20 protein-coding genes and 1 other RNA gene are annotated in these 25,461 nt (G+C 40.5%); all 21 read left to right on the forward strand.

From position 1 onward, the window contains the following. The first annotated feature begins 132 nt into the window (after nt 1–132). The 21 genes from ACFIJK_RS05460 to recN all read left to right on the forward strand — a co-directional run bounded on the left by ACFIJK_RS05460 (nt 133) and on the right by recN (nt 25,400). Entirely contained in the window at nt 133–510 is a 378-nt protein-coding gene (locus ACFIJK_RS05460; protein WP_375627054.1) for a hypothetical protein, read from the forward strand. A gap of 1,313 nt (nt 511–1,823) precedes the next feature. After that, nucleotides 1,824–2,333: a lytic transglycosylase domain-containing protein gene (locus ACFIJK_RS05465; RefSeq protein WP_375627056.1), complete on the forward strand. Its 510-nt coding sequence runs from the start codon at nt 1,824–1,826 to the stop codon at nt 2,331–2,333. An 83-nt stretch (nt 2,334–2,416) separates the two neighbouring features. Further along, nucleotides 2,417–2,807, forward strand: an RNA gene (gene rnpB, locus ACFIJK_RS05470) — RNase P RNA component class A. 264 nt (nt 2,808–3,071) lie between these two features. Next, nucleotides 3,072–4,070 (forward strand): 16S rRNA (cytosine(1402)-N(4))-methyltransferase RsmH, encoded by a 999-nt coding sequence (rsmH, locus tag ACFIJK_RS05475; RefSeq protein ID WP_375627059.1) that lies wholly within the window; start codon nt 3,072–3,074, stop codon nt 4,068–4,070. Then, nucleotides 4,067–4,471: a hypothetical protein gene (locus ACFIJK_RS05480; protein ID WP_375626139.1), complete on the forward strand. Its 405-nt coding sequence runs from the start codon at nt 4,067–4,069 to the stop codon at nt 4,469–4,471. The genes rsmH and ACFIJK_RS05480 overlap by 4 nt, the downstream gene beginning before the upstream one ends. Next, nucleotides 4,471–6,213 carry a peptidoglycan D,D-transpeptidase FtsI family protein gene (locus ACFIJK_RS05485; protein ID WP_375627061.1) on the forward strand — a complete coding sequence of 581 codons (1,743 nt, stop codon included), beginning with the start codon at nt 4,471–4,473 and terminating at the stop codon, nt 6,211–6,213. The genes ACFIJK_RS05480 and ACFIJK_RS05485 overlap by 1 nt, the downstream gene beginning before the upstream one ends. 23 nt (nt 6,214–6,236) lie before the next feature. Then, nucleotides 6,237–7,688, forward strand: coding sequence for a UDP-N-acetylmuramoyl-L-alanyl-D-glutamate--2,6-diaminopimelate ligase (locus ACFIJK_RS05490; RefSeq protein WP_375627063.1), 1,452 nt, complete (start codon nt 6,237–6,239; stop codon nt 7,686–7,688). Further along, on the forward strand, nt 7,685–9,106 hold the full coding sequence (murF, locus tag ACFIJK_RS05495) for a UDP-N-acetylmuramoyl-tripeptide--D-alanyl-D-alanine ligase (RefSeq protein ID WP_375627065.1): 1,422 nt from the start codon (nt 7,685–7,687) through the stop codon (nt 9,104–9,106). The genes ACFIJK_RS05490 and murF overlap by 4 nt, the downstream gene beginning before the upstream one ends. 21 nt (nt 9,107–9,127) lie before the next feature. Further along, the gene (mraY, locus tag ACFIJK_RS05500) at nt 9,128–10,198 is read left to right on the forward strand and encodes a phospho-N-acetylmuramoyl-pentapeptide-transferase (protein ID WP_375626132.1); all 1,071 of its coding nucleotides are present in this window, start codon (nt 9,128–9,130) and stop codon (nt 10,196–10,198) included. Between the two features lie 4 nt (nt 10,199–10,202). Beyond that, nucleotides 10,203–11,597 (forward strand): UDP-N-acetylmuramoyl-L-alanine--D-glutamate ligase, encoded by a 1,395-nt coding sequence (murD, locus tag ACFIJK_RS05505; RefSeq protein ID WP_375627068.1) that lies wholly within the window; start codon nt 10,203–10,205, stop codon nt 11,595–11,597. A gap of 143 nt (nt 11,598–11,740) precedes the next feature. Then, nucleotides 11,741–12,895: an FtsW/RodA/SpoVE family cell cycle protein gene (locus ACFIJK_RS05510; protein WP_375626128.1), complete on the forward strand. Its 1,155-nt coding sequence runs from the start codon at nt 11,741–11,743 to the stop codon at nt 12,893–12,895. Continuing rightward, a complete protein-coding gene (gene murG / locus ACFIJK_RS05515; protein WP_375626126.1) occupies nt 12,888–14,024 on the forward strand; it encodes an undecaprenyldiphospho-muramoylpentapeptide beta-N-acetylglucosaminyltransferase in 1,137 nt (378 codons plus the stop codon). Before ACFIJK_RS05510 ends, murG begins: the two co-directional genes overlap by 8 nt. Beyond that, nucleotides 14,008–15,435 (forward strand): UDP-N-acetylmuramate--L-alanine ligase, encoded by a 1,428-nt coding sequence (gene murC, locus ACFIJK_RS05520; RefSeq protein WP_375627071.1) that lies wholly within the window; start codon nt 14,008–14,010, stop codon nt 15,433–15,435. The genes murG and murC overlap by 17 nt, the downstream gene beginning before the upstream one ends. Next, nucleotides 15,413–16,390, forward strand: coding sequence for a UDP-N-acetylmuramate dehydrogenase (gene murB, locus ACFIJK_RS05525; RefSeq protein WP_375627073.1), 978 nt, complete (start codon nt 15,413–15,415; stop codon nt 16,388–16,390). Before murC ends, murB begins: the two co-directional genes overlap by 23 nt. A gap of 238 nt (nt 16,391–16,628) precedes the next feature. Next, nucleotides 16,629–17,549 carry a D-alanine--D-alanine ligase gene (locus tag ACFIJK_RS05530; RefSeq protein WP_375627075.1) on the forward strand — a complete coding sequence of 307 codons (921 nt, stop codon included), beginning with the start codon at nt 16,629–16,631 and terminating at the stop codon, nt 17,547–17,549. Further along, entirely contained in the window at nt 17,537–18,448 is a 912-nt protein-coding gene (locus ACFIJK_RS05535) for a cell division protein FtsQ/DivIB (protein WP_375626119.1), read from the forward strand. Before ACFIJK_RS05530 ends, ACFIJK_RS05535 begins: the two co-directional genes overlap by 13 nt. Beyond that, nucleotides 18,445–19,746, forward strand: coding sequence for a cell division protein FtsA (gene ftsA / locus ACFIJK_RS05540; protein WP_375627078.1), 1,302 nt, complete (start codon nt 18,445–18,447; stop codon nt 19,744–19,746). The genes ACFIJK_RS05535 and ftsA overlap by 4 nt, the downstream gene beginning before the upstream one ends. Before the next feature lie 63 nt (nt 19,747–19,809). Next, a complete protein-coding gene (gene ftsZ / locus ACFIJK_RS05545) occupies nt 19,810–21,582 on the forward strand; it encodes a cell division protein FtsZ (protein ID WP_375627080.1) in 1,773 nt (590 codons plus the stop codon). A gap of 213 nt (nt 21,583–21,795) precedes the next feature. Then, nucleotides 21,796–22,680, forward strand: coding sequence for a UDP-3-O-acyl-N-acetylglucosamine deacetylase (lpxC, locus tag ACFIJK_RS05550; RefSeq protein ID WP_375627082.1), 885 nt, complete (start codon nt 21,796–21,798; stop codon nt 22,678–22,680). A gap of 158 nt (nt 22,681–22,838) precedes the next feature. Continuing rightward, the gene (locus ACFIJK_RS05555; RefSeq protein WP_375619631.1) at nt 22,839–23,732 is read left to right on the forward strand and encodes an outer membrane protein assembly factor BamD; all 894 of its coding nucleotides are present in this window, start codon (nt 22,839–22,841) and stop codon (nt 23,730–23,732) included. 6 nt (nt 23,733–23,738) lie between these two features. Continuing rightward, nucleotides 23,739–25,400, forward strand: coding sequence for a DNA repair protein RecN (recN, locus tag ACFIJK_RS05560; RefSeq protein WP_375627085.1), 1,662 nt, complete (start codon nt 23,739–23,741; stop codon nt 25,398–25,400). The last annotated feature ends 61 nt before the right edge of the window (nt 25,401–25,461 follow it).

Below are 25,461 nucleotides of genomic sequence, written 5' to 3' on the forward strand. Positions count from 1 at the left end.
TGTTGGGCGGAGAGTGTTAGCGTATTCATTTTCAATAATTTGATTTTTCTTTATTGAGGCATCGTTGAATGCTATAAGGAGAATCATAAAAGGAATCTATGTTTGTGTTCTGTGATCTTTAGGTAAGAGATAATGGAATCTTTTTCGCGTCGTATTGTTTTTATTTTATTTATGTTTTTTATTTTTGGCGCTGTCTTTTTTGCTTCTCAAAGTAGTGCTGTTTATCAGTTTTTTTCCGGCCGCTCTTCTTTTTCTTCTCAGAAGCTTGATGTAACAGAGGAGGAGTTGTTAGAGAGATTGTCTGTATCTTTTCCAGATATTATCAAGCATCTTTCTAAGATGAGTCCTCAACAGCAAGAGGTGTTTATTGCGCAGCTGCGTCGTGATGTAATTGCGCTTGCTTTTAAAAGTGGTCAGAGTCTTGAGCAGGCTCACAAATCTGGTGAAACTGTTGCTATGGCTCTTTCAAAAGCGATTTCTCGTCCTTCCATTGCTAATGCTTATTTTTAGCTGTTTTTTTAATCGCGCTTTTGGGTTTTATTTTAAGCAGCAAGAGCTTTTCATGAATTTTTGAAAAGTGCGAGGAGATAATCAATTTGTAAGATAGTTAGCAAAATTTATCTTACTCAAAAGGTAAGCAATCAAAGTATAACGATAATGATGCAATCATTACAGGAGTGAAAGAAAGTCTGTCAAGGGTATTGGTCGAGTTAATTGTATTATCAATCGCTACAATGGCAAAAGCAGTATTGGCTATAATAAAGCACGTTAATCGTATTTTATATGCCAGTTATTTTTTTGTTTGATATAGGCAAATAAAAAAATTTTTAAAGGGTTTAAGCTTCCTTTGTTCTACGGACTTTAGGATATTTATTCATTTGTATGATTTGTGAAAATGAGGTGCAAGGCTGATAAGATGGTAGTCTGTGACAAAGAAAAAAATATTTGAATGAAGATGAGAGGTCTATTTTTATTTAAAAAGGCTTTGAGGGTATTGAGTTTCCTAACATTTTTCAAAAAAACAGACAAAAGTAATTGTTGAGCTTTGTTGTAGGGACAAAGACGGATATGGCTTTTTTAGCATATTGTTTTATAATGATAATTTGTCATTTTCATATTGAGTAAGAATCTTAAGAATTGTAAAATTCTCTCGTTTTAAATTTATTCATGGTGAAAAAATAAAAATTAGTTTCTTGTGCACTACAAGTGAGAGGCTTGTGTGGATAAAAGCTCTTTCAAAAGAAGAAGTAAAAAGCTTCTTTGAGGCATCTTAAGAGCTAAAAGTCTGTTGCAATATTTTGAATTGGTAAAGAGTATGATAGTTTTAGTATATTTATGAATTTTTTATGCGCAATGATGGGAGCGGGGACTTGTTTTATGATTTGTTGGGGTTTTATCGGACATAAAGAGTGCTGTGGGTGTTTATTAACCAGAGAGAAGTGTTGATAACAGTTTATATTTTTTGTGAAACTTTTTTGATATTGAGGATCTTCGGTAAAAAGATGTTCTTGTCTCTCTTTAAGATGCTATTTTTTAAATATAAAAATTGAGTGATACAATAGTGATAGCAGAAACTTACAGATTATATCATTTTATTTAATACGCTATAAGATTAATTATAGTCTCTTTATTTTTTTTATTTTATGATATAGATAAATCTATAATTTGTGCATAAAGAGATTTTCTTTTGTTGCAGAATTTTATCTTGAAATTGTCTTACTCTTTCCTTTTTCAAGCCGTTCTTTTGCTTTCTTTTTTTGTACAATACGTTTGCAAATTATTTGCAACTAGAATTTAAGAATGTTTGAGTGAAGAGAAAGAAAATGCAATTTTTGAAAATCTTGTTAAATACAGCGTGTGCTGTATTTTTTGTATTTGATGTAAGTTGGGCTCATAGTGTCTTAAATGTTGTGGAATCAGGAGAAGCCTCAGTGATTGTTGCTTCTAAGATTCCTGATCGTCCTTATGAGTTTCTTATTCAGAAACTTGCGAATAAATATAATGTTCCCGTTAATTTAGCACATGCTGTTGTAAAAGTTGAAAGTAATTATAAGGCAGGTATAAGGGGGGCTGCTGGCGAAATAGGTTTGATGCAAATTAAACCCTCTACGGCACGAGGGTTGGGCTTTAGTGGTTCTGTACAGGATTTGTACGATCCTGCGACCAATCTTGAATATGGTATGCGTTATTTGGCACGGGCGTATAAACTCAGTGGTGGAAGTACGTGTGGTACAATCCTTAAATATAACGCAGGTCATGCTGCAAAAAAAATGAATTCCATTTCGGCGAAATATTGCGCAAAAGTGAAAACTTATCTGGCTTCATTAAAATAAAAACATCTTTTTAGACAGGTTTGCTATAAAATATTTTAAGATGCTATTTTCACGGAGCAGAAAATGTTTTATAAATTAATGCGTCAGTCGGCTGGGCAGCCGCGCTTGTCTAATGCTGAAATGCGGCAGGTGAGGAAAGTCCGGGCTCCATGGAAAGACGGTGCCGGGTAACACCCGGCGGGGGTGACCCTAGGGAAAGTGCCACAGAAAGTAAACCGCCTATTTTTATAGGTAAGGGTGAAAGGGTGGAGTAAGAGCCCACCGCGCATTCAGTAATGAATGCGGCAAGGTAAACCCCACCGGGAGCAAGACCAAATAGAAATGACGTGCAAAATTTAATTTGCAGCCGATTTCCGGGCGAGTCATTCGGGTAGGTTGCACGAGGCGGATGGTAACATCCGTCCCAGATGAATGGTTGCCATGTAAAGTGTAAGCTTTACTCTACAGAACCCGGCTTATAGGCCGACTGATATTTCATGATGATACGCGATATTTTATAAGATCAATTATATATGCTCTTTTATGGATTCTATGTGTTTGAAATGGACACTTGAGCAAAGAGTATTTTAAAAAATTATAACATTTCTTTAAGTATAATGCGTTAGGATCTGTCTTGGGATAACTTTAGTTTTTTCGTTCATTGTGATTAATATGAAAGTTGAAGGCTAGGTTACTCTAAAATCAGTTGCTATGAGAGAGCTGTTGATTTGAGACAGCATAACTTCAAGACGGATTATTTTGATAAAGCAGGATCAAAGAGCTGAACGCCATATCCCAGTGTTGTTGCAGCCAGTTTTGGCTGGGCTTATGCCATTGGTTGGAGCAAAAGTGATTGATGGCACCTTTGGTGCTGGTGGTTACACGCGCGCTTTGTTAAAGGCAGGGGCGGAGGTGATCGCTCTTGATCGTGATCCTCATGCTATTAGTGCGGGACAATCGCTTGTTGAAGAATTTTTTCCACGACTTCGTTTGGTGCAAATGGAATTTTCACAGTTGGATCGCGTTGTTGAAGAGAAGGTAGACGCCGTTATTTTGGATATTGGTGTCTCTTCAATGCAGCTTGATGAAGCTGAAAGGGGATTTTCTTTTCAAAAAGATGGTCCATTAGATATGCGAATGGCTCAGACTGGTTTTACTGCTGGCGATGTTGTAAATCACTTAAAAGCAAGGGATTTGGCACGTATCTTTAAGATATTAGGAGAAGAGCGCTATGCGGGGCGAATTGCACGGATGATTGAAAAGCGTCGTGTTGTTCAGCCTTTTTTGTGTACAGGTGATTTGGCGTATGCTATCGAAGCGTTGATAGGACGTAAGCCAGGAGATCGCATTCATCCTGCAACACGTGTATTTCAGGCTCTTCGCATTTATGTTAATGATGAAATTGGTGAACTTGCACGTGGCTTATTTGCTGCTGAACGCATTTTGAAACCGGGTGGTCGTTTGGGGGTTGTCAGTTTTCATTCTCTTGAAGATCGTATGGTCAAAAGATTTTTTTCTTTTCGTTCAGGAGAGTGTATGAGATCACGCTATCTTCCTGAAATAAAAACGCCTCCAGCAACATTTTTTCCTTTGTTTAAAGGGGGGATAACTGCAAGTGAAGAGGAGTTACAGCAAAATCCTCGTTCACGTTCTGCGCGGTTGCGTGTTGGTGTACGAACTAAAGCAGAAGCTCTTGCAGCAGATATGAAGTTATTTGGTTTAGCAGAGATTGCCAGTTTTGAAGGCGGCAAGAAATGACAGTTTTTCGTACATTTGATATGATCTTAGTGATGATTATGATTTGTATGGCAGGTCTTACTTATAAAGTAAAATATGATGTTCAAAAACGAATGAACGAAGTTCGTCATCTTGAGCATGAAATTGCTGCAGCAAAAAATACGGTAAGTTTGCTTCGTGCTGAGTGGGCTGTGATGATAAGGCCTTCACGCATGCAAAAACTTGCAAAACGTTATCAAAAAGAACTTGAGTTAGAGGTTATACAGCCGCGTCAAATCGTGGCGTTTAAAGATATTCCGGTACGGGTACATGATCAAATTGAAGAAGTGATTAAACAAAATATCTTGGAAGATAATCAGGATATTTTGACAAATAATCGGGCTTCTCAGATAAATGATGTTGTCCAAAAAGGCGCGCAGTAATGAAATCGACTTTTTTATTCTCACAGAAGAAAAAGCGCTTAAAGAATTCGTTGAATAATCATAATGTTTCTGTTCGTCGTCCCTATTCTAGTCGTCCACGTTTGCTTTTTTCGTTGTTCTGCTTTTTAATTTTATATGGCATCATGGGGGCTTGCCTTATTTCTTATGGGTTGGAAGGTGGACAGATTGAAGAAGCAAAGGGGCCAGGAGTTCTTCAATTGATGGCACGGCCTGATATTGTTGATCGTAATGGTCGTTTATTGGCAACAGATATTAAAACTTATTCACTTTTTGCTGAGCCACGACGTATTATTGATGTGGATGAAACAATTGAATTGCTCTCAACAGTTTTGCCTGATCTTAATTGGCAGGAAACCTATAAGCGCTTAAAAAGAAAATCTGGTTTTTCTTGGATACAGCGTGGGTTAACACCAATGCAGAAGACGAAAATTATGGCTCTTGGTATACCAGGAATTGGTTTTCGGACTGAAATTCGTCGTTTTTATCCTGATGGACCTGTAACTTCCCATATTCTCGGTATGGTGAATGTTGATAATCAGGGCATTGCAGGTATGGAAAAATATATTGATGATGCGGGGTTGAGTGCTTTGCGTGCCGCTGGTCTTGCTATGGAAGAATCATTAAAACAAGTTCAGCTTTCGATTGATGTGCGTGTTCAGGCAATTGTTCATGATGAACTTATTCAGGCTATGAAGCGTTATAGGGCAATTGCTGCAGGAGCTATTATTTTAAATATACATACGGGGGAAGTTTTGGCTTTGGCATCACTACCAGATTTTGATCCTGGAAATCCTATTGAAGCTTTAAAAAGTGATCGTCTCAATCGGATGACGGCAGGAGCTTTTGAAATGGGATCAATCATTAAAAGTTTTACAACTGCCATGGCTCTTGATTCCGATATTTTTCATTTAAACAGTATTATTGATGCTTCAAAGCCAATAAAAGCAAGTAGTGGGTATACTATTCATGATTTTCATGGGAAAAATCGTCCCTTAACGTTATGGGAGGTTTTTATTTATTCCTCTAATATTGGTTCTGCTAAGGAGGCATTGGCGGTGGGGATTGATGGACATCGTAATTTTTTGAAACGACTTGGTTTACTGGATCGATTGACAACAGAATTGCCTGAAGTTGCCCATCCTATTGTGCCTCATCATTGGAAGGATATCCATTCTATGACGATTTCTTTTGGGCATGGTATGGCAACAACACCTTTGCAAACAGCTGTTGGGGCTGCTGCTTTAATGAATGGTGGTTGGTTAATCGCTCCGACATTTTTAAAACGTACAAAAGGACAAACGTTGCACTACGCAAAACGGGTTTTGCAGGCTAAAACAAGTCAAAATATGCGTTACCTTTATAAATTAAATAGTGATATTGGTTCTGGACGTAATGCAAAAGTTGAAGGTTATCGTGTAGGTGGTAAGACAGGAACAGCTGAAAAAGTTGAAAATGGAAAATATTCTAAAACAAAAAATTTCAATAGTTTTCTTGCTGCTTTTCCTATTGATGATCCTGTTTATGTTGTTTTAACAATTATTGATGAACCAAAGCCTGCAGAGGGACAGCGTTCAGCAACAGCGGGGATGAATGCTGGACCAATGCTTGCTAATATTGTTCGTCGCACAGCTAGTTTTCTTGGTGTAAAATCCGATTTTAAAAAAGAATATGAGCCTCTTTTAAGTAAAAAGAGTAATTCAAGTTTCGTTAAACAACGGTAAAATGAATACAAAGGTGCAGCGTTATGTTGTTTGGAACAGTTTTTACAGAATGTCTTGAAGATCAGAATCTTTCTTCAATGGAAATAACAGGAATCAGTGCAGATTCTCGACAAGTCTTGCCAGGCTATGTTTTTGTCGCTGTTCAAGGAAAAAAAAGTGATGGAAGGCACTATATAGATGATGCGATAAAGCGTGGCGCACGAGCAATTGTTACAGATTGTCATGCTGTTCTTGAGGATTTATCTGTTCCCATTTTACGTGTTTCTAATGTTCGTCATAGTTTAGCGTTGGCAGCTGCACGTTTTTACGGTTCTCAGCCTGAAACGGTCGTTGCTGTGACTGGTACAAGTGGTAAAACATCTGTTGTTTCTTTTATTCGGCAAATTTGGACTCATGTTGGATTTTGTGCTGCGAGTATAGGAACGGTTGGTGTTGTTTCTCCTAAACGGAATGTTTATGGTTCTCTCACAACACCTGATCCGGTTGTCTTGCACCGTCTTCTTTGTGAAATTTCCAATGAAGGTGTTACACATGCGGCCCTTGAAGCATCTTCGCATGGGCTTGATCAAGGACGACTTGATGGAGTTCGTTTAACGGCTGGTGCCTTTACCAATTTAGGGCGAGATCACATGGATTATCACACGGGGGTAGAGGATTATTTGCGGGCTAAAATGAAGTTGTTTGATACACTTTTGCCTGTATCTGCTCCTGCTTTGATTTTTGCTGATGATGTTTATTCACAAAAGGTTATTGATGTTGTTACACAAGCGCGCCGCCGTGTCTTGACAATTGGTCGTAAGGGGCAATTTATCACGATTAATCGTGTTGAACATCAACGCTCAAAACAGTGTATTGAGTGTCGTGTGGAAAATAATATTTATACATTTGATTTGCCTTTGGCTGGAGATTTTCAGGTAGCCAATGCGCTTATGGCAGCGGGGTTAGCAATTGTAACGGGTGTTTCACCTCGTAAGGTTTTTTCTGCGCTTGAAACTTTGCAGGGGGCGCCTGGGCGGTTAGAATTTGTCGGAAAGACAGAAAATAATGCGCCTGTTTATATTGATTATGCTCATAAACCAGAAGCTTTGGAGCAGGTTTTGCTTTCTGTTCGTCCCTTTACGCAAGGGCGTTTAATTGTTGTTTTTGGTTGTGGAGGAGATCGTGATCAAGGAAAAAGACCTTTGATGGGAAAAATTGCGGCGGATAAAGCGGATATTGTTATTGTAACGGATGATAATCCTCGCACAGAAATGCCAGAAAAAATACGCAAGGATATTTTACAGGCAGTGCCAACAGCAATAGAGATAGCAGATCGTGGTGAGGCTATTTCTTATGCGGTGGAGCTTTTGAAAGCTGGTGATACACTCATCATTGCTGGAAAAGGTCATGAGGATGGCCAAATTATAGGGCAGACAACGTATCCTTTTTCAGATCGTTTGAAAGCGATAGAAGCTCTAGAGGACCGAAAGAAATGACAGCTTTATGGGATAAGCAAGCACTTGTTGCTGCAATTAATGGTGTTGTAATGGGAAGCATGCCAGAAACTTTTTCTGGGGTTTCCATTGATAGTCGTACTCTTGCGGAAGGTGATATTTTTTTCTGCATTAAAGGGCATCATCTTGATGGTCATGATTTTGCTGCGCAAGCTTATGAACGAGGTGCAGGCGTTCTTATCGTTGCGGAACACCGTTTGAGGGATATGAAAAAGATATCGGCCCCGCTTATTGTTGTTCCTGATGTTTTGCAAGCCTTAGAAAAACTTGCACAAGCTGCACGCAAACGTTCAAGAGCTAAGATTATCGCGATAACAGGATCGGTGGGAAAAACAACGACAAAAGAAGCTTTGAAACAAGCACTTGCAACGAAAGGGAACGTTCATGCGAATCTCGCTTCTTTAAACAATTGCTGGGGGGTTCCACTTACTTTAGCGCGGATGCCTATGGAGAGTGATTATGGTATCTTTGAAATTGGCATGAATCATAGAGATGAAATTCGCCCTCTGGTCAAACTGGTTTGTCCGCATGTTGCTCTCATTACGCATATTTGTGCAGGACATATGGGTTTTTTCAAAAATCTTGAAGAAATAGCAAAGGCAAAAGCTGAAATTTTTGAAGGATTAGATGAGAAAGGCATTGCCATTTTAAATGCGGATAGTGATTTTTTTTCTTATCTCGTTCAAGAAGCAAAGAAATGCGGTGTAAAGAATATCTTAAGCTTTGGTGAGAGCAAAAATGCTGATTATCAAGCACGAGATATACGTCTTCTAACTGATCGTTCTTCTATGATTGTACGTATTAGGGAGCGGGATAGGGAGGTTCAAATTGGTGCTCCCGGACGCCATATTGTGCAAAATAGTTTAGGGGTTATTGCTGCTTGTGATGCTATGGGAGTTGAGTTAGAGCCTGTTCTTCTTTCTTTTCGCCATTTTTCTTCTCAAAAGGGGCGAGGTGTTCGTTATCGACTGTCTTTATCAAATGGGGGTGAATTTTATCTCATTGATGAAAGCTATAATGCAAATCCTGCTTCTATGCGTGCTGCGCTTGAGCTTCTTGCTACAGGACCAGTCGGAGAAGAGGGGCGGCGAATTGCTATTTTAGGAGATATGCTAGAGTTAGGGGAGTATAGTGAAAAGCTTCATCGTGATTTAATAAAGCCAATACGTCTTTCCGGTGCTAATCCGGTTTTTCTATTTGGTGAGGCGATGAAATCTTTAGTTAGTGATTTGTCTGCTGGTGTTAAGGTTCATTATGCTGAAAATATTGAGAAAATTTTATCTCTCCTTTTAGCAGAAATTTCTTCTGGGGATCTGCTTATGGTTAAATCATCCAATAGCCTTTGTTCATCAGATATTGTGACTGCATTGCTTGACCGCTATAAAGCGGTTTCTTCATAGTTTTAAGAGGTTTTTTGTACCATGATGCTGTTTTTTTCTTCGTTTAGTGATTGGCTTCCAGGTGTGAATGTATTTCGTTACATTACTTTTCGCACGATAGCGGCTATGCTTACTTCGGGGCTCATCGTCTTTTTGTTTGGACCTAGCATCATTGCTTCTCTTAAATTGCGGCAGGGTAAGGGGCAACCGATTCGTGCTGATGGTCCTCAAACACATTTTAAAAAGGCTGGAACACCTACAATGGGTGGATTGATGATTTTAACTGGCATTGTAGTATCGGCATTTTTGTGGTGTAATTTATCGAATATTTATTTTTGGGTATCGCTATTGGTTATGCTTTCTTTTGGGGCAATTGGATTTTATGACGATTATCTTAAGGTCACAAAACAAACAGACAAAGGATTTTCTGGGAAAGCACGGTTAAGTTTGGAGTTTTGTGTTGCCGCAATTGCTGCTTTTGTCATCCTGAAAATTGGCTCATCTGGATTCGCTTTGCCTTTTTTGAAAGATTATCTTATCAATTTGGGCTGGTTTTTTATTCCTTTTTCTGCTTTTGTTATTGTCGCGACCGGTAATGCGGTTAATTTGACGGATGGACTTGATGGCCTTGCTATTGTTCCTGTGATGGTTGCAGCCTTATCTTTTGCTCTGATTGCTTATCTTTCTGGTAATATGAATTTTGCTGATTATCTCCAAATCCATTATGTATCGGGAGCAGGTGAATTGGCTGTTTTATTGGGAGCTGTTGTTGGGGCAGGGCTTGGTTTTTTATGGTTTAATGCACCACCTGCAGCTATTTTTATGGGAGATACTGGTTCGTTGGCTCTTGGAGGATTATTAGGGACTGTTGCAGTCGCTACGAAGCACGAAATTGTTTTGGCTCTTATTGGTGGGCTTTTTGTTGTGGAAGCTTTTTCGGTCGTTATTCAGGTTGGTTATTTCAAATTAACAAGAAAACGCGTGTTTCTTATGGCACCGATACATCATCATTTTGAGAAAAAAGGCTGGACTGAAAGCCAAGTCGTGATACGCTTTTGGATTATTTCAATTGTTCTTGCTCTTATTGGTCTTTCAACACTTAAATTGCGGTGAGATTTTGATTTCTGTTGCGTGTTATAAAGGACAAAAAGTTGCTTTATTTGGATTGGGGAAGTCTGGACTAGCAACGGCACAAGCATTGATGCGTGGCGGTGCAGAAGTGGTGGCGTGGGATGATAGTCCTTCAAGCGTGCAAATGGCTTTTCGGCACAATATTCCAACGCGAGATCTCCGTTATGAAGATTGGTCAGAATTTGTTGCATTGATTGTAGCTCCTGGAGTTCCTTTAAATTGTCCTCAACCCCATTGGGTTGTTGAAAAAGCACGAAAAAAAAATATAGAAATTATCGGTGATATTGAATTATTTGTTCGTGCGCGCCAGCATTTTTTACAGCATTATGGTTTTTGTGACCAAGATGTTCCTTTCATTGCGATTACGGGGACGAATGGGAAGTCAACTACAACGGCTTTACTTGCGCATTTGTTGGAAAAAATGGGTTATGATGTGCAGGTGGGGGGGAATATCGGAAAGGCAATATTGACGCTTAAGCCATTTGTTAAAAAACGTATCTATGTGATTGAATGTTCATCATTTCAAATTGATCTTACACCCTCTCTTCAGCCGACCATTGGACTTTTATTGAATTTGACACCTGATCATATTGATCGACATGGGAGTTTTGCCTGTTATGTGCAAACCAAAAGGCATCTGATTGCTCAGGCTTCTCAGGCTTTTATTTCAGTTGATGATGCAGCTTGTCGGGTTTTATATCAACAGTTGCTTCATGAGGGGAAGAAAATTTGGGCAATTTCCAAGGATCATTTTGTTGAAAATGGTTTTTATGCAGATGGGACTAAGCTCTTTTCTGTTTGTCAAGGACAGCGTCATATGCTTGCAGATCTGGCGTCTATGACTGCTTTGCGCGGATGTCATAATGCGCAAAATGCCCTTATGGCATTAGCAACGTTGCAGGCTTTAAAAATAACCGATCCACATATAGAGAACTGTTTAGCAAGCTATAAAGGGCTGGATCATCGTATGCAGCAGGTGCGTAAAATGGGGGCGGTTTTGTTTATCAATGACAGCAAGGCGACTAATGCAGATGCAACAGCTCCTGCGCTTTCCACCTTTAATGATATTTTTTGGATTGTTGGGGGAGAGGCAAAACAGGGAGGAATAGAGTCTCTTAGAGAATTTTTTCCTAAAATTCGTAAAGCCTATTTGATTGGGAGCGCGGCGGAAGAATTTGCCCGCACCATTGGATCTGCTTTTCCCTTTTCTATGAGCTTAACTTTGAAAAATGCGGTGCATGAAGCAGCTGTTGACGCAATGGGTTGTAAGGAAAAAGAGGTGACGGTTCTTTTGTCACCTGCTTGTGCAAGTTATGACCAATTTAAAAATTATGAAATGCGAGGTGAAGCATTTGTCTCTTTTGTGATGCAGTTACAATAAAAAAGCATCAGTTATAAAAAAATATTTTTGCGTTAAGACTCCAGAATCTTTTTTTGTGTAATTTAGTTTTTAAAGTGTTTGTTAAATAGGCTGGGGAACCATATCACTTTAAGATAATTTATAAAATGGATAAGGTGGATACCATGGTTACGCGCGCAGATAGAGATCCAATTGCTAATTGGTGGTGGACGATTGATCGCTCTATCTTTGCAGCTTGTTTAATTTTAATGGGTATTGGCATTATGCTATCTTTTGCTGCCAGCCCTATTATTGCAAAAAAAATCGGAATTGCTGATAGTTTTTATTTTGTTCGGTGGCATATCATTTTTAGCATTTCAGCATTTTTTACGATGGTTACCATTTCTTTTTTTTCGCTTTCTAATATTCGTCGTTTATGTGCTCTTTTGCTCATTGTAACGCTTGCTCTTATGGTTGCAACCTTATTTTTTGGTCCAGAATTAAAGGGAGCACGGAGGTGGATTCAGCTATTTGGTTTTTCTGTACAGGCTTCAGAGTTTATGAAGCCAGCTTTTGTGGTTATGTCTGCTTGGCTTTTTTCAGAACAGATACGCAGGAGGGGAATTCTGGGTTATACGTTAGCGATTCTACTTTATGCCATTTGTTGTGTGCTTCTGGTTTTGCAGCCTGATATTGGACAAACAGTTTTAATAAGTGCAACATGGGGGGGGCTGTTTTTTATTGCTGGTGTACCTCTTACCATTATTTTTCTCTTTCTCATTTTAGGCGTTGTAGGAATTATTTTAGCTTATCTTTTTCTGCATCATGTGCGCGAGCGTATCAATGGTTTTTTGACAGGTGAAGGGGATACGTTTCAAGTGGATGTAGGACGTGAGGCTATTTTGAATGGTGGTTGGTTTGGGCAAGGTCCTGGGGAGGGAACAGTAAAACGTATCATTCCTGATAGCCATACAGATTTTGTGTTTTCCGTCGCTGCTGAAGAATATGGTATTATCCTTTGTTTATTAATTATGATGCTTTTTGGCTTTATCGTTATGCGTTCATTGTATATAGCCATGAATACACGTGATTCCTTTATACGTCTTGGTATTACTGGCATAGCAATGATGATTGGCTTTCAATCAGCGATTAATATGGCCGTTAATCTTCACTTAATTCCTCCAAAAGGCATGACATTGCCTTTTATTTCTTATGGTGGTTCTTCGATGGTGGCGATTGCGTTTTCAATGGGCATTTTGCTCAGTTTAACACGTCGTTGGCCAGAAGCACGCCTTTCAGCTTTTTCTTCCTCTTCTGTCTTGGATACCCCTTATGAATGATAAAAAAGTTATTGTTTTGGTGGCTGGTGGTACAGGTGGACATCTTTTTCCTGCTGAAGCCCTTTCTGTTGAATTAAGGCAGCGTGGATATGATGTTCATTTAATAACAGATGAAAGAGCACGACCTTTTGTTCAGTGTTTTGATGAAGAGCATATTCATATCGTTTCATCGGCAACATTTATACGACGCCATCCTTTTGCTCTGATAAAGACATTTTGGTCTTTGCTAAGGGGTATGGGGCAATCGTTGGCGTTGTTTTATAAATTACGTCCTGCTCTTGTTGGAGGATTTGGGGGGTATCCTAGCTTTCCTCCTCTTTTTATTGCGGCCCTAACGAGGCGTGTAACATTTATTCATGAACAAAATGCTATTATGGGGCGTGCCAATCGGGTGTTGGCAATTTTTGTGCGTGCAATCGCTGGTGGTTTGTTGTCGCCAAATGGCGCTTATGCTCGTAAAATACTTTTGACGGGGAATCCTGTCCGTGAGGCTGTGCTGAAGGCGGCCAAAATTCCTTATCATCCCTCAACTGGTGAAGAGCCATTTCATTTTTTGATTTTTGGAGGTAGCCAAGGGGCTTCTGCTTTTTCACATATTGTTCCAGAAGCTATTGCTTTATTCGATGATAAGAACCGTAAACGTTTACGAATTGTGCAGCAAGTTCGAGGGGAAGCAGAAGGGTTAATCAAAATCTATCGTGATATGGGCGTACAAGCAGAGGTAGCTCCTTTTTTTGATGATATGGCTGAACGTATGGCACATGCCCATTTTATTTTGTCGCGTGCTGGGGCTTCATCTGTTTGTGAGATAGCGGTGATTGGTAGACCTGCTTTGCTTGTTCCCTATCCCCATGCTTTAGATCATGATCAGGCTGCCAATGCAGCTCTGCTTGCTCGTGTAGGTGGTGCGCAAATTGTATCAGAAAAAGATTTAAATGCACAAAAGCTTTTTTCTCTTTTAATGCACGCTTGTTGTGCGCCCCATTTATTGGAAAAACAAGCGCTTGCTGCAAAAAAAGTTGGGCAACCTCATGCAACCCGTTGCCTTGCTGATATGGCTGAATCCTTAATTGCAGGGCGATTGTTGTCAGATATAAAAGAGGAGCTTTTAAATGAAAATGCCACTTGATATAGGCGTTATCCATTTTATCGGAATCGGGGGGATCGGTATGAGTGGAATTGCGGAGGTTTTTTATAATCTTGGCTATAAAGTTCAAGGGTCAGATCAAGTTGAAAGTACAAATGTTGAACGTTTGCGGAAAAAAGGAATTAACGTTCATATAGGTCATTGTGCTGAAAACTTAGGGAATGCAGAGGTTGTTGTTTTTTCTACTGCCGTTAAAAAAACAAATCCTGAGTATATTGCTGCAAAGGAAAGACATTTGCCGCTTGTTAGACGTGCAGAAATGCTGGCGGAGCTGATGCGGTTTCGGCGTGCAATTGCGGTGGGTGGTACACATGGTAAAACAACAACCACATCAATGGTCGCAGCCCTTCTTGATGCCGGTCATTTTGATCCAGTGGTAATTAATGGTGGTATTATTAATGCTTATGGTACGAATTCTCGTACAGGAGATGGCGATTGGATGATTGTTGAAGCTGATGAGAGTGATGGTACATTTTTAAAGCTGCCTGCTGATATTGCTGTTATTACTAATATTGACGCTGAGCATTTGGATCATTATGGAAGTTTTGATGCTGTGCGTGACGCTTTTCGGCAATTCGTAGAAAATGTTCCTTTTTATGGTTTTGCTGTTTTGTGCCTTGATCATCCAGAGGTTCAGTCATTGGCGGGCCGTATTGATGATCGTTGGGTGATCACTTATGGTGCAAATCCACAAGCGGATGTTCGTTTTCTTAATCTTTCGATGGATGGTCAAAAAACGCATTTTGATGTTCTTGTTCGCTCACGCAAAACAGGAAGAAAGATTGAGTTGAAAAATTTGCTTTTGCCCATGGCAGGACAGCATAATGTTGCTAATGCAACGGCGGCTATTGCTATTGCGCATGAACTTGGCATTTCAAATGAAGCTATAAAAAGGGGCTTAGCAGAATTTGGCGGAGTAAAACGGCGTTTTACGCGAACAGGAAGTTGGCGGGGTATTGAAATATTTGATGATTATGGACATCATCCTGTTGAAATAAAGGCTGTTTTGCGTGCAGCACGTGAGAGTGCAAAAGGGCGTGTTATTGCCATTGCACAACCCCATCGGTATTCACGTTTGTATCATTTATTTGATGATTTTGCTGCTTGTTTTAATGATGCAGATACAGTGTTGATTACGCCTGTTTATGCGGCTGGTGAAGAGCCTATTGTAGGATTTGGTTCTCAAGAATTGGTAGAGCATATTAAAATGGTGGGTCATCGTGATGTGCGCTTGATACATAGTCTGGAAGATGTCGTGTCTCTTGTCTCAAAACTTGCTCAGGCAGAGGATTATGTTGTTTTTCTTGGTGCTGGCAATATCACACAATGGGCTTGTGCGTTGCCTCATCAGTTAGCGGTATTGGATGGTCATGATAAATTTTCAGCACATTGATGGTGAGGCGCTATTGGCGCAATTGCAACCGCTGTTGGGTGGCGTGAGAGGCAAACTTACACCTAATGTTGAAATGCGTAAAGTAACGTGGTTTCGCACGGGCGGGTTGGCAGAGCTTTTTTATCAGCCTGTTGATGAGGCAGATTTAGCAGTTTTTCTGCAAAATCTTCCTGAATCTATCCCTGTAACAATTGTGGGAATTGGTTCTAATCTTCTGGTGCGTGATGGGGGCGTTCCTGGTGTTGTGATTCGTCTTTCGCCAAAAAATTTTGGGCAAGTGCAGCAAGTTTCTCCAAAAGGCTTTTTAGTTGGTGCTGGTACGGCGGATAAACATTTAGCTGCTGCCGCTTTAAAGGCAGAAGTTGCAGGTTTTCATTTTTATCATGGTATTCCTGGTGCTCTTGGAGGAGCTCTCAAAATGAACGCGGGTGCGAATGGTGTTGAAACCGCAGCGCGTGTTGTCGAGGTCTATGCGCTGGATCGTAAAGGACAACGTCATATCTTGAGTTTGAAAGATATGCATTATTCCTATCGCCATTGTGATATTCCTAAAGATTTTATTTTTACAGCTGCTTTATTGGAAGGAAAACTTGGTAATAAAGATGATATTCGTGCTGCTATGGATGAAGTTTCCCTCCACAGAGAAACTGTACAACCTATTCGTGAAAAGACAGGAGGATCAACTTTCAAAAATCCTGAGAATGGATCTGCGTGGCGCGTGATTGATGAAGCAGGGTGTCGAGGTTTACGGATTGGTGGCGCTCAAATGAGTGAAATGCACTGTAATTTTATGATTAATACAGGGCAAGCAACAGGATATGATCTTGAAGCATTGGGAGAAACAGTGCGTGCGCGTGTTTTTGCAAATTCAGCCCACCTTTTACAGTGGGAAATAGAGCGTATCGGTCAATTTGAGCGTGGTCGAAGTGTTTCTCCTTTTGATCCATTTCATTGATTTATTGTTCACTAAAAAAGTGCAAATAAAAAATTGAGTCATTTCAAAGAGATAATAAAAAATTTCTATTAAGAATCAATAAATTAACAAAGAATCTCTTGCATCAGGCTTTTGAGTCTGATTCATTATGCAAAATGCTAGGTTATTGATTCGCAAGGATAAACCTTGTTTTTTCTGTATGTGGTGCTGATGTATTTTATATAGACTACATATAGTATGCGAAAGAGGGTGATTTATTATGAGAGATAAACATATAGCTGTGTTAATGGGAGGTTTTTCTTCTGAACGGTCTGTAAGTTTATCTTCAGGGGCGGCTTGTGCTGATGTTCTAGAGCTGCAGGGGTATCGCGTGAGCCGCGTGGATGTTGACGCTCATATTGCTTCTGTTCTTGAAAAGTTGCAGCCCGATATTGTCTTCAATGCATTGCATGGTCCATTTGGTGAAGATGGTCGGATTCAGGGGATTCTTGAATATTTAAAAATTCCTTATACCCATTCTGGTGTGATGGCATCCGCTTTGGCAATGGATAAGGGACGTGCAAAAATTATCGTTGAAAATGTTGGGGTTTGTGTTGCTCCTTCTCGTATCATGAGCCGCTTTGCTTTGGGACAAACACACCCCATGGAGCCTCCTTATGTAATTAAACCTGTGTGTGAAGGATCAAGTTTTGGTGTTGTTATTGTCCAGGAAAATGAAGCTGTACCGCCGCATAATATTGGGGGAGCTGAGTGGGGGTATGCCGATGAGGTGATGATTGAAAAATATATTCCTGGTCGTGAATTGACTTGTGCTGTTTTGGGGAATGAAGTGCTGGATGTGTGTGAAATTCTTCCCGATAAACACTTTCCATTCTACGATTATGACTCGAAATATAAAATGGGTGGTTCTCTTCATATTTGTCCTGCACAACTTTCACTAAATATTTACCAAAGTGTGCAAAGAATGTCTTTAGCAGCCCATCAGGCGATAGGGTGTCGAGGTGTTAGCCGTTCTGATTTTCGTTTTGATGAGAAAACGGGAGAATTGGTTTGGCTTGAAATTAATACGCAACCCGGTATGACATCGACGTCTCTTCTTCCTGATATTGCAAAAGCGAGCGGCCGTACTTACGGCGATATTGTTCAATGGATGGTGGAGGACGCATCATGTATGCGTTGAATGTTAATAAAACAAATGTTCCGATGGAGGTGCTTTCAGTGCCGGCTTTGCCACGTCTTTATCGTCGTTTTCTTCGGTTTATGTTTGAGTTTGTTTTTGTCAATATTCATATTCCACGCCATTTCGGCTCTTTTGCTGTTGTATGGTTTTTCTTGGTTACGGCTTTTTATGGACTTTCATCGAGTGGTCAGATGGCTGTGATCGTAAATACGATCATATTGGATAGTAGTTTTGTGGTCACTCATGTCGATATAAGCGGTAATAAGCGCTTAACAAAGCAGGATATTTTTAAAATTTTAAAACTTGATGTTGCGCCTTCTATATTCACTTTTGATGTTGAAAGAGCACGTTCTCTTTTGGAAAAACAGGCTTGGGTGCAATCGGCTAATGTTCAGAAAATTTATCCCAATAGAATGCGCATTTCCATCGTGGAGCGTGAACCCTATGCCATTTGGCAACATGATAGCATAGTGGATATTGTTGATAATACAGGTCGTGTCATTGTGCCCTTTAAAGGGGAAATTGTTCGGGATTTACCTCTTGTGGTGGGGCAGGGTGCGCAAAATGCTGCTAAAGGATTTATTCAAGCGCTGTCAGTTTATCCAGAAGTATATGATCGTATTCGTGCTTTTGTGCGGGTAGGTAATCGACGTTGGGATCTTGTTTTGGATAATGGAATGCGCGTTATGTTGCCTGAAAATGGTGCACTTGAAAGGCTTTCCTCTCTTATTTCGTCCGGTACAATGCAGGATCTTTTATCGCGCGATATTCTCAGTGTTGATTTACGTCTTGCTGATCGAATTACTGTTTCTTTGTCAGATGAAACGTTGGAGCGTTATAACGCTACTGTAGCAGAAGAAGAACGTATTTTAAAGGCACGAAAGGCAGGAAACCCATGATGTTGCTTAGATCACATCATCTGGGAGGGCGTAAAACACGTTTTTTAACGGTGCTTGATGTCGGTTCAAGTAAGATTGTTTGTCTTATTGCTTGTTTGCGTCCTTTGAAGCATGCGCACTATTTACATGGTCGTACACATTCTACGGAAATTCTAGGCTTTGGAGTGCAGCGTTCACGTGGTATTAAATCTGGTGTTGTCATGGATATGTTTGCAGCAGAACAATCAATAAGATTGGCTGTTGATGCGGCAGAAAAAATGGCAGGTTTGGTGGTGGATTCAGTGATTGTGAATTTTTCCTCAAGTCGATTACAAAGTGCTTTGATTAATGGAAAGGTCCATTTGAATGGTCGTGAAGTCACCAAGCGTGATATGCGTATGGCCTTTTCAGATGTTTCGCGTAAAGCTTTTGATGCTGAACGTCATGTTATGCACTCAGTTCCAGTTTCTTATGTATTGGATGGAGATAAAGGAATTTCTGACCCTGTTGGAATGGCAGGGGAAACATTTGGTGTTGACGTGCATGTGGTAACAGCAGAAACAGCTTCTTTGCGTAATTTAGAAACTTGTATTAATCGTGCACATTTGAGTGTTGAAGCAATGGTTGCTACTCCCTTTGCAAGTGGTCTTGCTGTCTTGATGAATGATGAGGCGCATTTAGGGGCTGCATGTATTGATTTTGGTGGTGGAACAACAACATTTTCAGTGTTTTTTGAGGGAAAATTTATTCATGCGGATGCTCTTGCTGTTGGGGGGCATCATGTCACTCTTGATGTTGCGCGCGGATTTTCTATGTCTTTAACAGAGGCGGAACGTTTAAAAGTTGTTTATGGTTCAGCACTTCTAACAAGCGCTGATGAGCGGCAAATGATTAATGTAGCAGAAATTGGGAATGAACAGCGTGAAACTCAATATCCTCGCGCGGTTCTTGGGCGTATCATTCGTGCGCGTGTTGAAGAAATTTTAGAAATGGTCCGTGATTGTTTAAATCGTTCTGGTTTTGGTCACATCATTGGTAAACGTGTTATTTTGACTGGGGGAGCAAGCCAGTTAACAGGATTGCCAGAAATGGCACGTACTATATTAGGAAGAAATGTTCGTATCGGGCGGCCTTTAGGTATTTCGAGGCTTCCTTCTCTTGCAAAAGGGGCGGCGTTTACATCTGCTGTTGGGTTGTTAATTTATCCGCAATTGGTGGGTTTTGAAGAAAAAACAATGCAGGCGGCAGGAAATCATTTATCGATGGGCACGCGTGGGTATTTTCAGCGTGTTGGTCAGTGGTTGCGTGAGAGTTTTTAGTTAAGTCTAGTTGGATAAATTTCATCGCTTTGGCTTGCGGTGTCTTATGAGAAGGAAAAGAAAATGACGATTAATCTGCATCGGCCAGATATCGCGGAATTGAAGCCACGCATTACCGTTTTTGGTGTTGGAGGTGGTGGCGGGAATGCCGTGAATAATATGATAAATGCTGGTCTTCAGGGAGTTGATTTTGTTGTTGCAAATACGGATGCACAGGCTTTGGCTATGTCAAAGGCTGAACGTGTTATCCAACTTGGAGCAGCTGTGACAGAGGGTTTGGGTGCTGGTGCTTTACCGGAAGTTGGACAAGCGGCGGCAGAGGAATGTATTGATGAAATTATTGATCATCTTGCAGACTCTCATATGGTTTTCATTACTGCTGGTATGGGGGGAGGAACTGGAACAGGGGCTGCTCCTGTTGTTGCTCGCGCAGCACGTGAAAAAGGTATTTTGACTGTTGGTGTTGTGACAAAGCCGTTTCAGTTTGAAGGCGCACGTCGTATGAAAACGGCAGAGGCTGGTATTGAAGAATTACAAAAGTCTGTCGATACATTGATTGTTATTCCCAATCAAAATCTTTTCCGTATTGCAAATGATAAGACAACGTTTGCTGATGCTTTTGCTATGGCTGACCAAGTGCTTTATTCTGGTGTTGCTTCCATTACGGATTTGATGATTAAAGAGGGTTTGATTAACCTTGATTTCGCTGATGTTCGCTCTGTTATGCACGAAATGGGTCGAGCTATGATGGGAACGGGTGAGGCATCTGGTGAAGGACGTGCTTTGGCTGCAGCTGAAGCTGCTATTGCAAACCCATTGTTGGATGATACCTCTATGCGTGGGGCGCGTGGTTTACTGATTTCTATTACGGGTGGTCGTGATATGACTCTTTTTGAGGTTGATGAAGCTGCTAATCGTATTCGTGAAGAAGTGGATGCTGATGCGAATGTGATTTTTGGTGCTATTGATGATGAGTCATTGGAAGGTGTTATTCGTGTTTCTGTGGTTGCCACCGGTATTGATCGTGAAGTTAGTGATGTGGTTCAGTCGTCTCATCCTCAGCTTCAAAGGCCTGCTTCTTCAATGCGCAAGAGCGATCCTGGAACGTCACACAGTTCTTTTCATGTTCAGTCATCGCCTCTGCGTTCTGAGTCAATGGTAGAAGTGATCGAATCACTTGAAATAGAGAAGGGTAAACCAACCGGAGAACAGTTCCGTCCAAAAAGTCAAATTTTTGCACATCCTGCAGAAGCAATGACGACACGAAGTGCGACGAATGCTGTTGCGTATGGTTCAAATGCTGTTCAGGAACAGAGATCAAATGTGCCTCGTATGCAAGTAGGTCGTGGTTCTCAACCGGCTATGACAGCTCCCGTGAGTATGGAGGCAACAGCGCATGTTCTTGATGAGATGACAGGGGTTGTGAAGCAAAAAGAAAAGCTAGTGCAACCAAAACAAATGCAACAAATGCAAGCACGCGCTCCAATGCGTATGCCTGAGTTAAAGGATTTTCCTCCTGTTGCTCATGGACAAAGTCAAAGAACATCTGTGACTGATCAAGGTCCTCGTAATCTTTGGCAGCGTTTGAAACAGAGTTTGACGAATCGTGAAGAAGCCGAGCCAGAAGCGAGGCTGGAGCCTGCTGTCAGATCGTCTCAGCAGGAAGAGTCTCGTGTTTACAATAAAAATTCTCAGGCGCTTTCTCAAGATGCTTCTGTTTATGTTCCACGTCGTTCTGGTGAGCTGCACCCTCAGGTACCACAAGATCAGCGTACTTTTATAAGTGAAGAAGATCAGTTGGAAATACCAGCATTTTTACGTCGTCAGGCAAATTAATTGATGAAAAATGAGGCAAAGTAAGAAAAATTATTACCTCTTTGATGATCAGTCAAAAATTATACAGTAAAATATATTGCTATTTTTTGGATAAAATACTTTGTTTTTAAAAAACCGCTTATAATAAGCGGTTTTTTTTATTATTTACTATGAATATTTTTTATAGTTTTATAAATTTTGTTAAAAGATGTAAAAGTAATTTAATAAAACAATATGATGAATTTGGTGCCAAAATATCAGTCGACTCTTAAAAAAGCAGTAACATTTAAGGGGATTGGCGTTCACAGTGGTTGTTTGTCAGTGGTAAAGGTTTGTCCAGCGGATGTTGGGTGTGGTATTATTTTTAAGCGTTGTGGATTAGACGGAACAGAGAAAATATTTCAAGCCCATGCATCGCAAACAGGAGAAACTGAATTATCAACGGTACTTGGAGATGGAGATATAAGGGTTGAAACAATTGAACATTTGATGGCAGCAATTACTGCTTATAATTTGGATAATCTTATTATTGAAGTGTCACATAATGAGATTCCTATTTTGGATGGTTCAGCGTGGCTATATTGCCAAGCTTTTGAAGATGTTGGCATTGTACAGCAAAATGCGTTACGTTCTTATTTCATTATAAAAAAACCGTTGCGGGTTGAAGGAGCTCATGGTGTTGCAGAGCTTTTGCCATTCGATGGACGTCGTTTTGATATAACGATCTCTTTTCCTTCTTCTGCTATTGGTAAGCAACATTTCAGTTTTGACCTTACCACACGAGGGTTTAGAGATGATTTGTCACGTGCGCGCACTTTTGGTTTTATCAAAGACGTGGAAAAATTAAGGCTTTCTGGAAAGGCGAGAGGCGCTTCTTTGGAAAATTCTCTTGTTATTGACCTTAATGATAAAATTTTAAATCCGGATGGTCCTTATTGGGAGAATGAATGTGTTCGGCACAAGATGCTTGATGCGATTGGTGATACTGCTTTGCTTGGGGCGCCTTTTATTGGATTATTTCGTTCTTATTGTAGTGGACATAGAATTAATGCGCAATTGGTGAAGGCTGTTTTGGCAGACGAATCACATTACGAAAAAAGCTTTTTAGATAAAGAGTAAAAAAATTGACAAGATTTTTTTATCGTTTATTTGATTTTTAAGGGGATGATTGACCTAAACTGCTAAATTGGTTATGTGGATTTTAAAGTGATATGGTATAAGACCTTTTATAACTTGTTTTTGCTACAAGGTGATATTCTGTGGAGGCCGGGAAAACTATGAAAAAATCTCATGTGTGCATTGGAAATATGACATATAGAAAATCTAACATTGTACGCAAGATATTGGGGGTGGTGCTTTTGGGAAGCACCTGTATGTTGGCGGGATGCCTCTTTAAAGAGAAAAATACTCTTGATCCATCTGCTTACGTTTTGAAAATAGAGCCACCAGATGTTTTATATAATCAGGCGCTTGCTAGCCTTGAGAGTGGGAAGCTTGGGGATGCATCGAAGAAGTTTTTGAAGATTGAAAAGCAGTATGCTTATACAGACTGGGGACGTAAATCTTTAGTTATGGGGGCTTTTACTAATTATCGACTCGGAAAGTATGATGATTCAATTAGTATGGCTCAACGCTATATTACTCTTTATCCAGGGTCGACTGACTCGGCTTATGCGTACTATATTATTGGTCTTTCTTCTTTCCGTCGGATTCCTGATGTTACGCGTGATCAACGTGATACGAAACGCGCTATTGCTGCTATGCAGCTCCTTATAGAGCGTTATCCTAATTCTGAATATGTCAAGGATGCTAAGGATAAAATACGTTTTGGGCGCGAGCAGCTGGCTGGCAAAGAAATGCAGATTGGTCGTTATTATGAAGAGGGGCGGCGCTACCTTGCGGCAAGTAGACGGTTTCGTACCGTGGTTGAAGAGTATTCCGATACAAATCAAATTGAAGAAGCGCTTTTCCGCTTGACTGAGGTTAATCTTGCTCTCGGCTTAACGGCGGAAGCACAGACGGCAGCAGCTATTTTAGGACGTAACTATCCCAAAAGTGAGTGGTATAAATTTTCTTATAATCTCTTGCAGAAGAATAAAATATCGCCACGCGAGCATAAATCTTCTTGGATCTCAAATGCTTTAGGTGGTGATAAGAAGAGGGTACGTTGATTCTCTATGCTGGTACAGCTTTCGATTCATAATATTGTTTTGATCGAAACGCTCGATATTCATTTTACGGCGGGGTTGACTGTTTTAACTGGAGAAACAGGTGCGGGGAAGTCCATTCTCCTTGATGCTTTATCACTTGCTCTAGGGGGGCGGGGTGATGCTTCGCTTGTGCGTCATGGTGCTGAGCGCGGGCAGGTCACAGCTGTTTTTGATGTGTCTGTTTCACATCCTGCACGTCAACTTATTCGTGAGAATGGTCTTGATGATGAGGGTGATATTATTTTACGACGTGTGCAATCAAGTGATGGACGCAGCCGTGTTTTTATTAATGATCAGGTGTCTAGTGTTGCATTGATGCGGAGTGTTGGCCGTTTGCTGGTTGAAATTCATGGACAACATGATGATCGTGCGCTTGTTGATGTTGCTACACATCGCCAATTATTAGATGCCTTTGGTGGTCTTGAGGATGAAGTGGAAAATTTGCGTCAGTGTTATTACACATGGCGTGAATTTGAGGAGCGTTTGCAACGGCAGCGTCTTAAAGTAGAGAGCGCTGTACGTGAGGTTGATTATCTTCGTGCGTGTATAGAAGAGCTTGAAAAGCTTGATTTTAAAGTTGGTGAAGAGGAGGCTCTTTCTCTTCGTCGTGCCGATATGCTTAAATTAGAAAAAATAGCGACGGATATTAAAGAAGCGGATGATCTTTTAACGGGTCAAAAATCACCAATCCCAGTGCTTTCTAATTTGGTGAGGCGTTTGGAGCGGAAAATTCCTGAAGCACAAGAGCTTATTGCACCAGTGGTGAAATCTATTGATGAGGCATTGCATGCACTTGCAACAGCACAAGAAGGTATTGAGACGGCAATACGAGCATTAGATTTTGAACCTGATGAATTAGAACGGATAGAAGAGCGTCTTTTTTCTCTTCGGGGTTTTGCTCGTAAATATCAAGTTTCTGCGGATGAATTGGTTCAGTTACGCGATAAGATGGATGCTGAATTGGCTGATTTTGAAGAGGCTCAGATTATATTGACACGTTTTGAAAATGAGGCAAAACAAGCACAAAAAAATTATGATATGTTAGCACAAGCGTTGTCAGTAAAACGTCAAGAGGTTGCAAAGCGCTTGTCTGAAAGCGTGATGACTGAGTTACCGGCATTGAAATTAGAGAGGGCTGAGTTTATTGTTGAAATGCAAAGTGATATCGAAAAGCGGAGTGCAGAGGGATGTGATCGCATTGAATATTGGGTGCGAACAAATCCTGGAACACGTGCTGGACCGATGCTTAGTGTGGCTTCTGGCGGTGAATTGTCTCGTTTTTTGTTGGCATTAAAAGTTGTTTTATCTGATCGAGGATCAGCACCGACGCTGATCTTTGATGAAATTGATACAGGCGTTGGGGGTGCTGTTGCAGCTGCTATTGGGCAACGGTTGCAACGCTTATCAGAACATGTCCAGGTTTTCGCTATTACGCATGCTCCACAGGTTGCATCGAAAGCGCATGGTCATTTTCTTATTTCAAAAATTGAGAGTCATGATAAAGGACGCTTTGTTACTGCTATTCATAAAATGGAAGAGCATGAACGTGCAGAAGAAATTGCTCGTATGTTGGCAGGAGAACAGATTACTGAAGAAGCGCGTGCAGCGGCTCAAAAGCTTCTAGCATGAAGGTAATTAGTCAGCGATAAAAATACTGGAAAGCTTGTATTTATTGAGATTTACTTTATGA

Source organism: Bartonella sp. PS17NMGDW, assembly GCF_042193555.1.
GTDB classification, from domain to species: Bacteria; Pseudomonadota; Alphaproteobacteria; order Rhizobiales; family Rhizobiaceae; genus Bartonella; species Bartonella grahamii.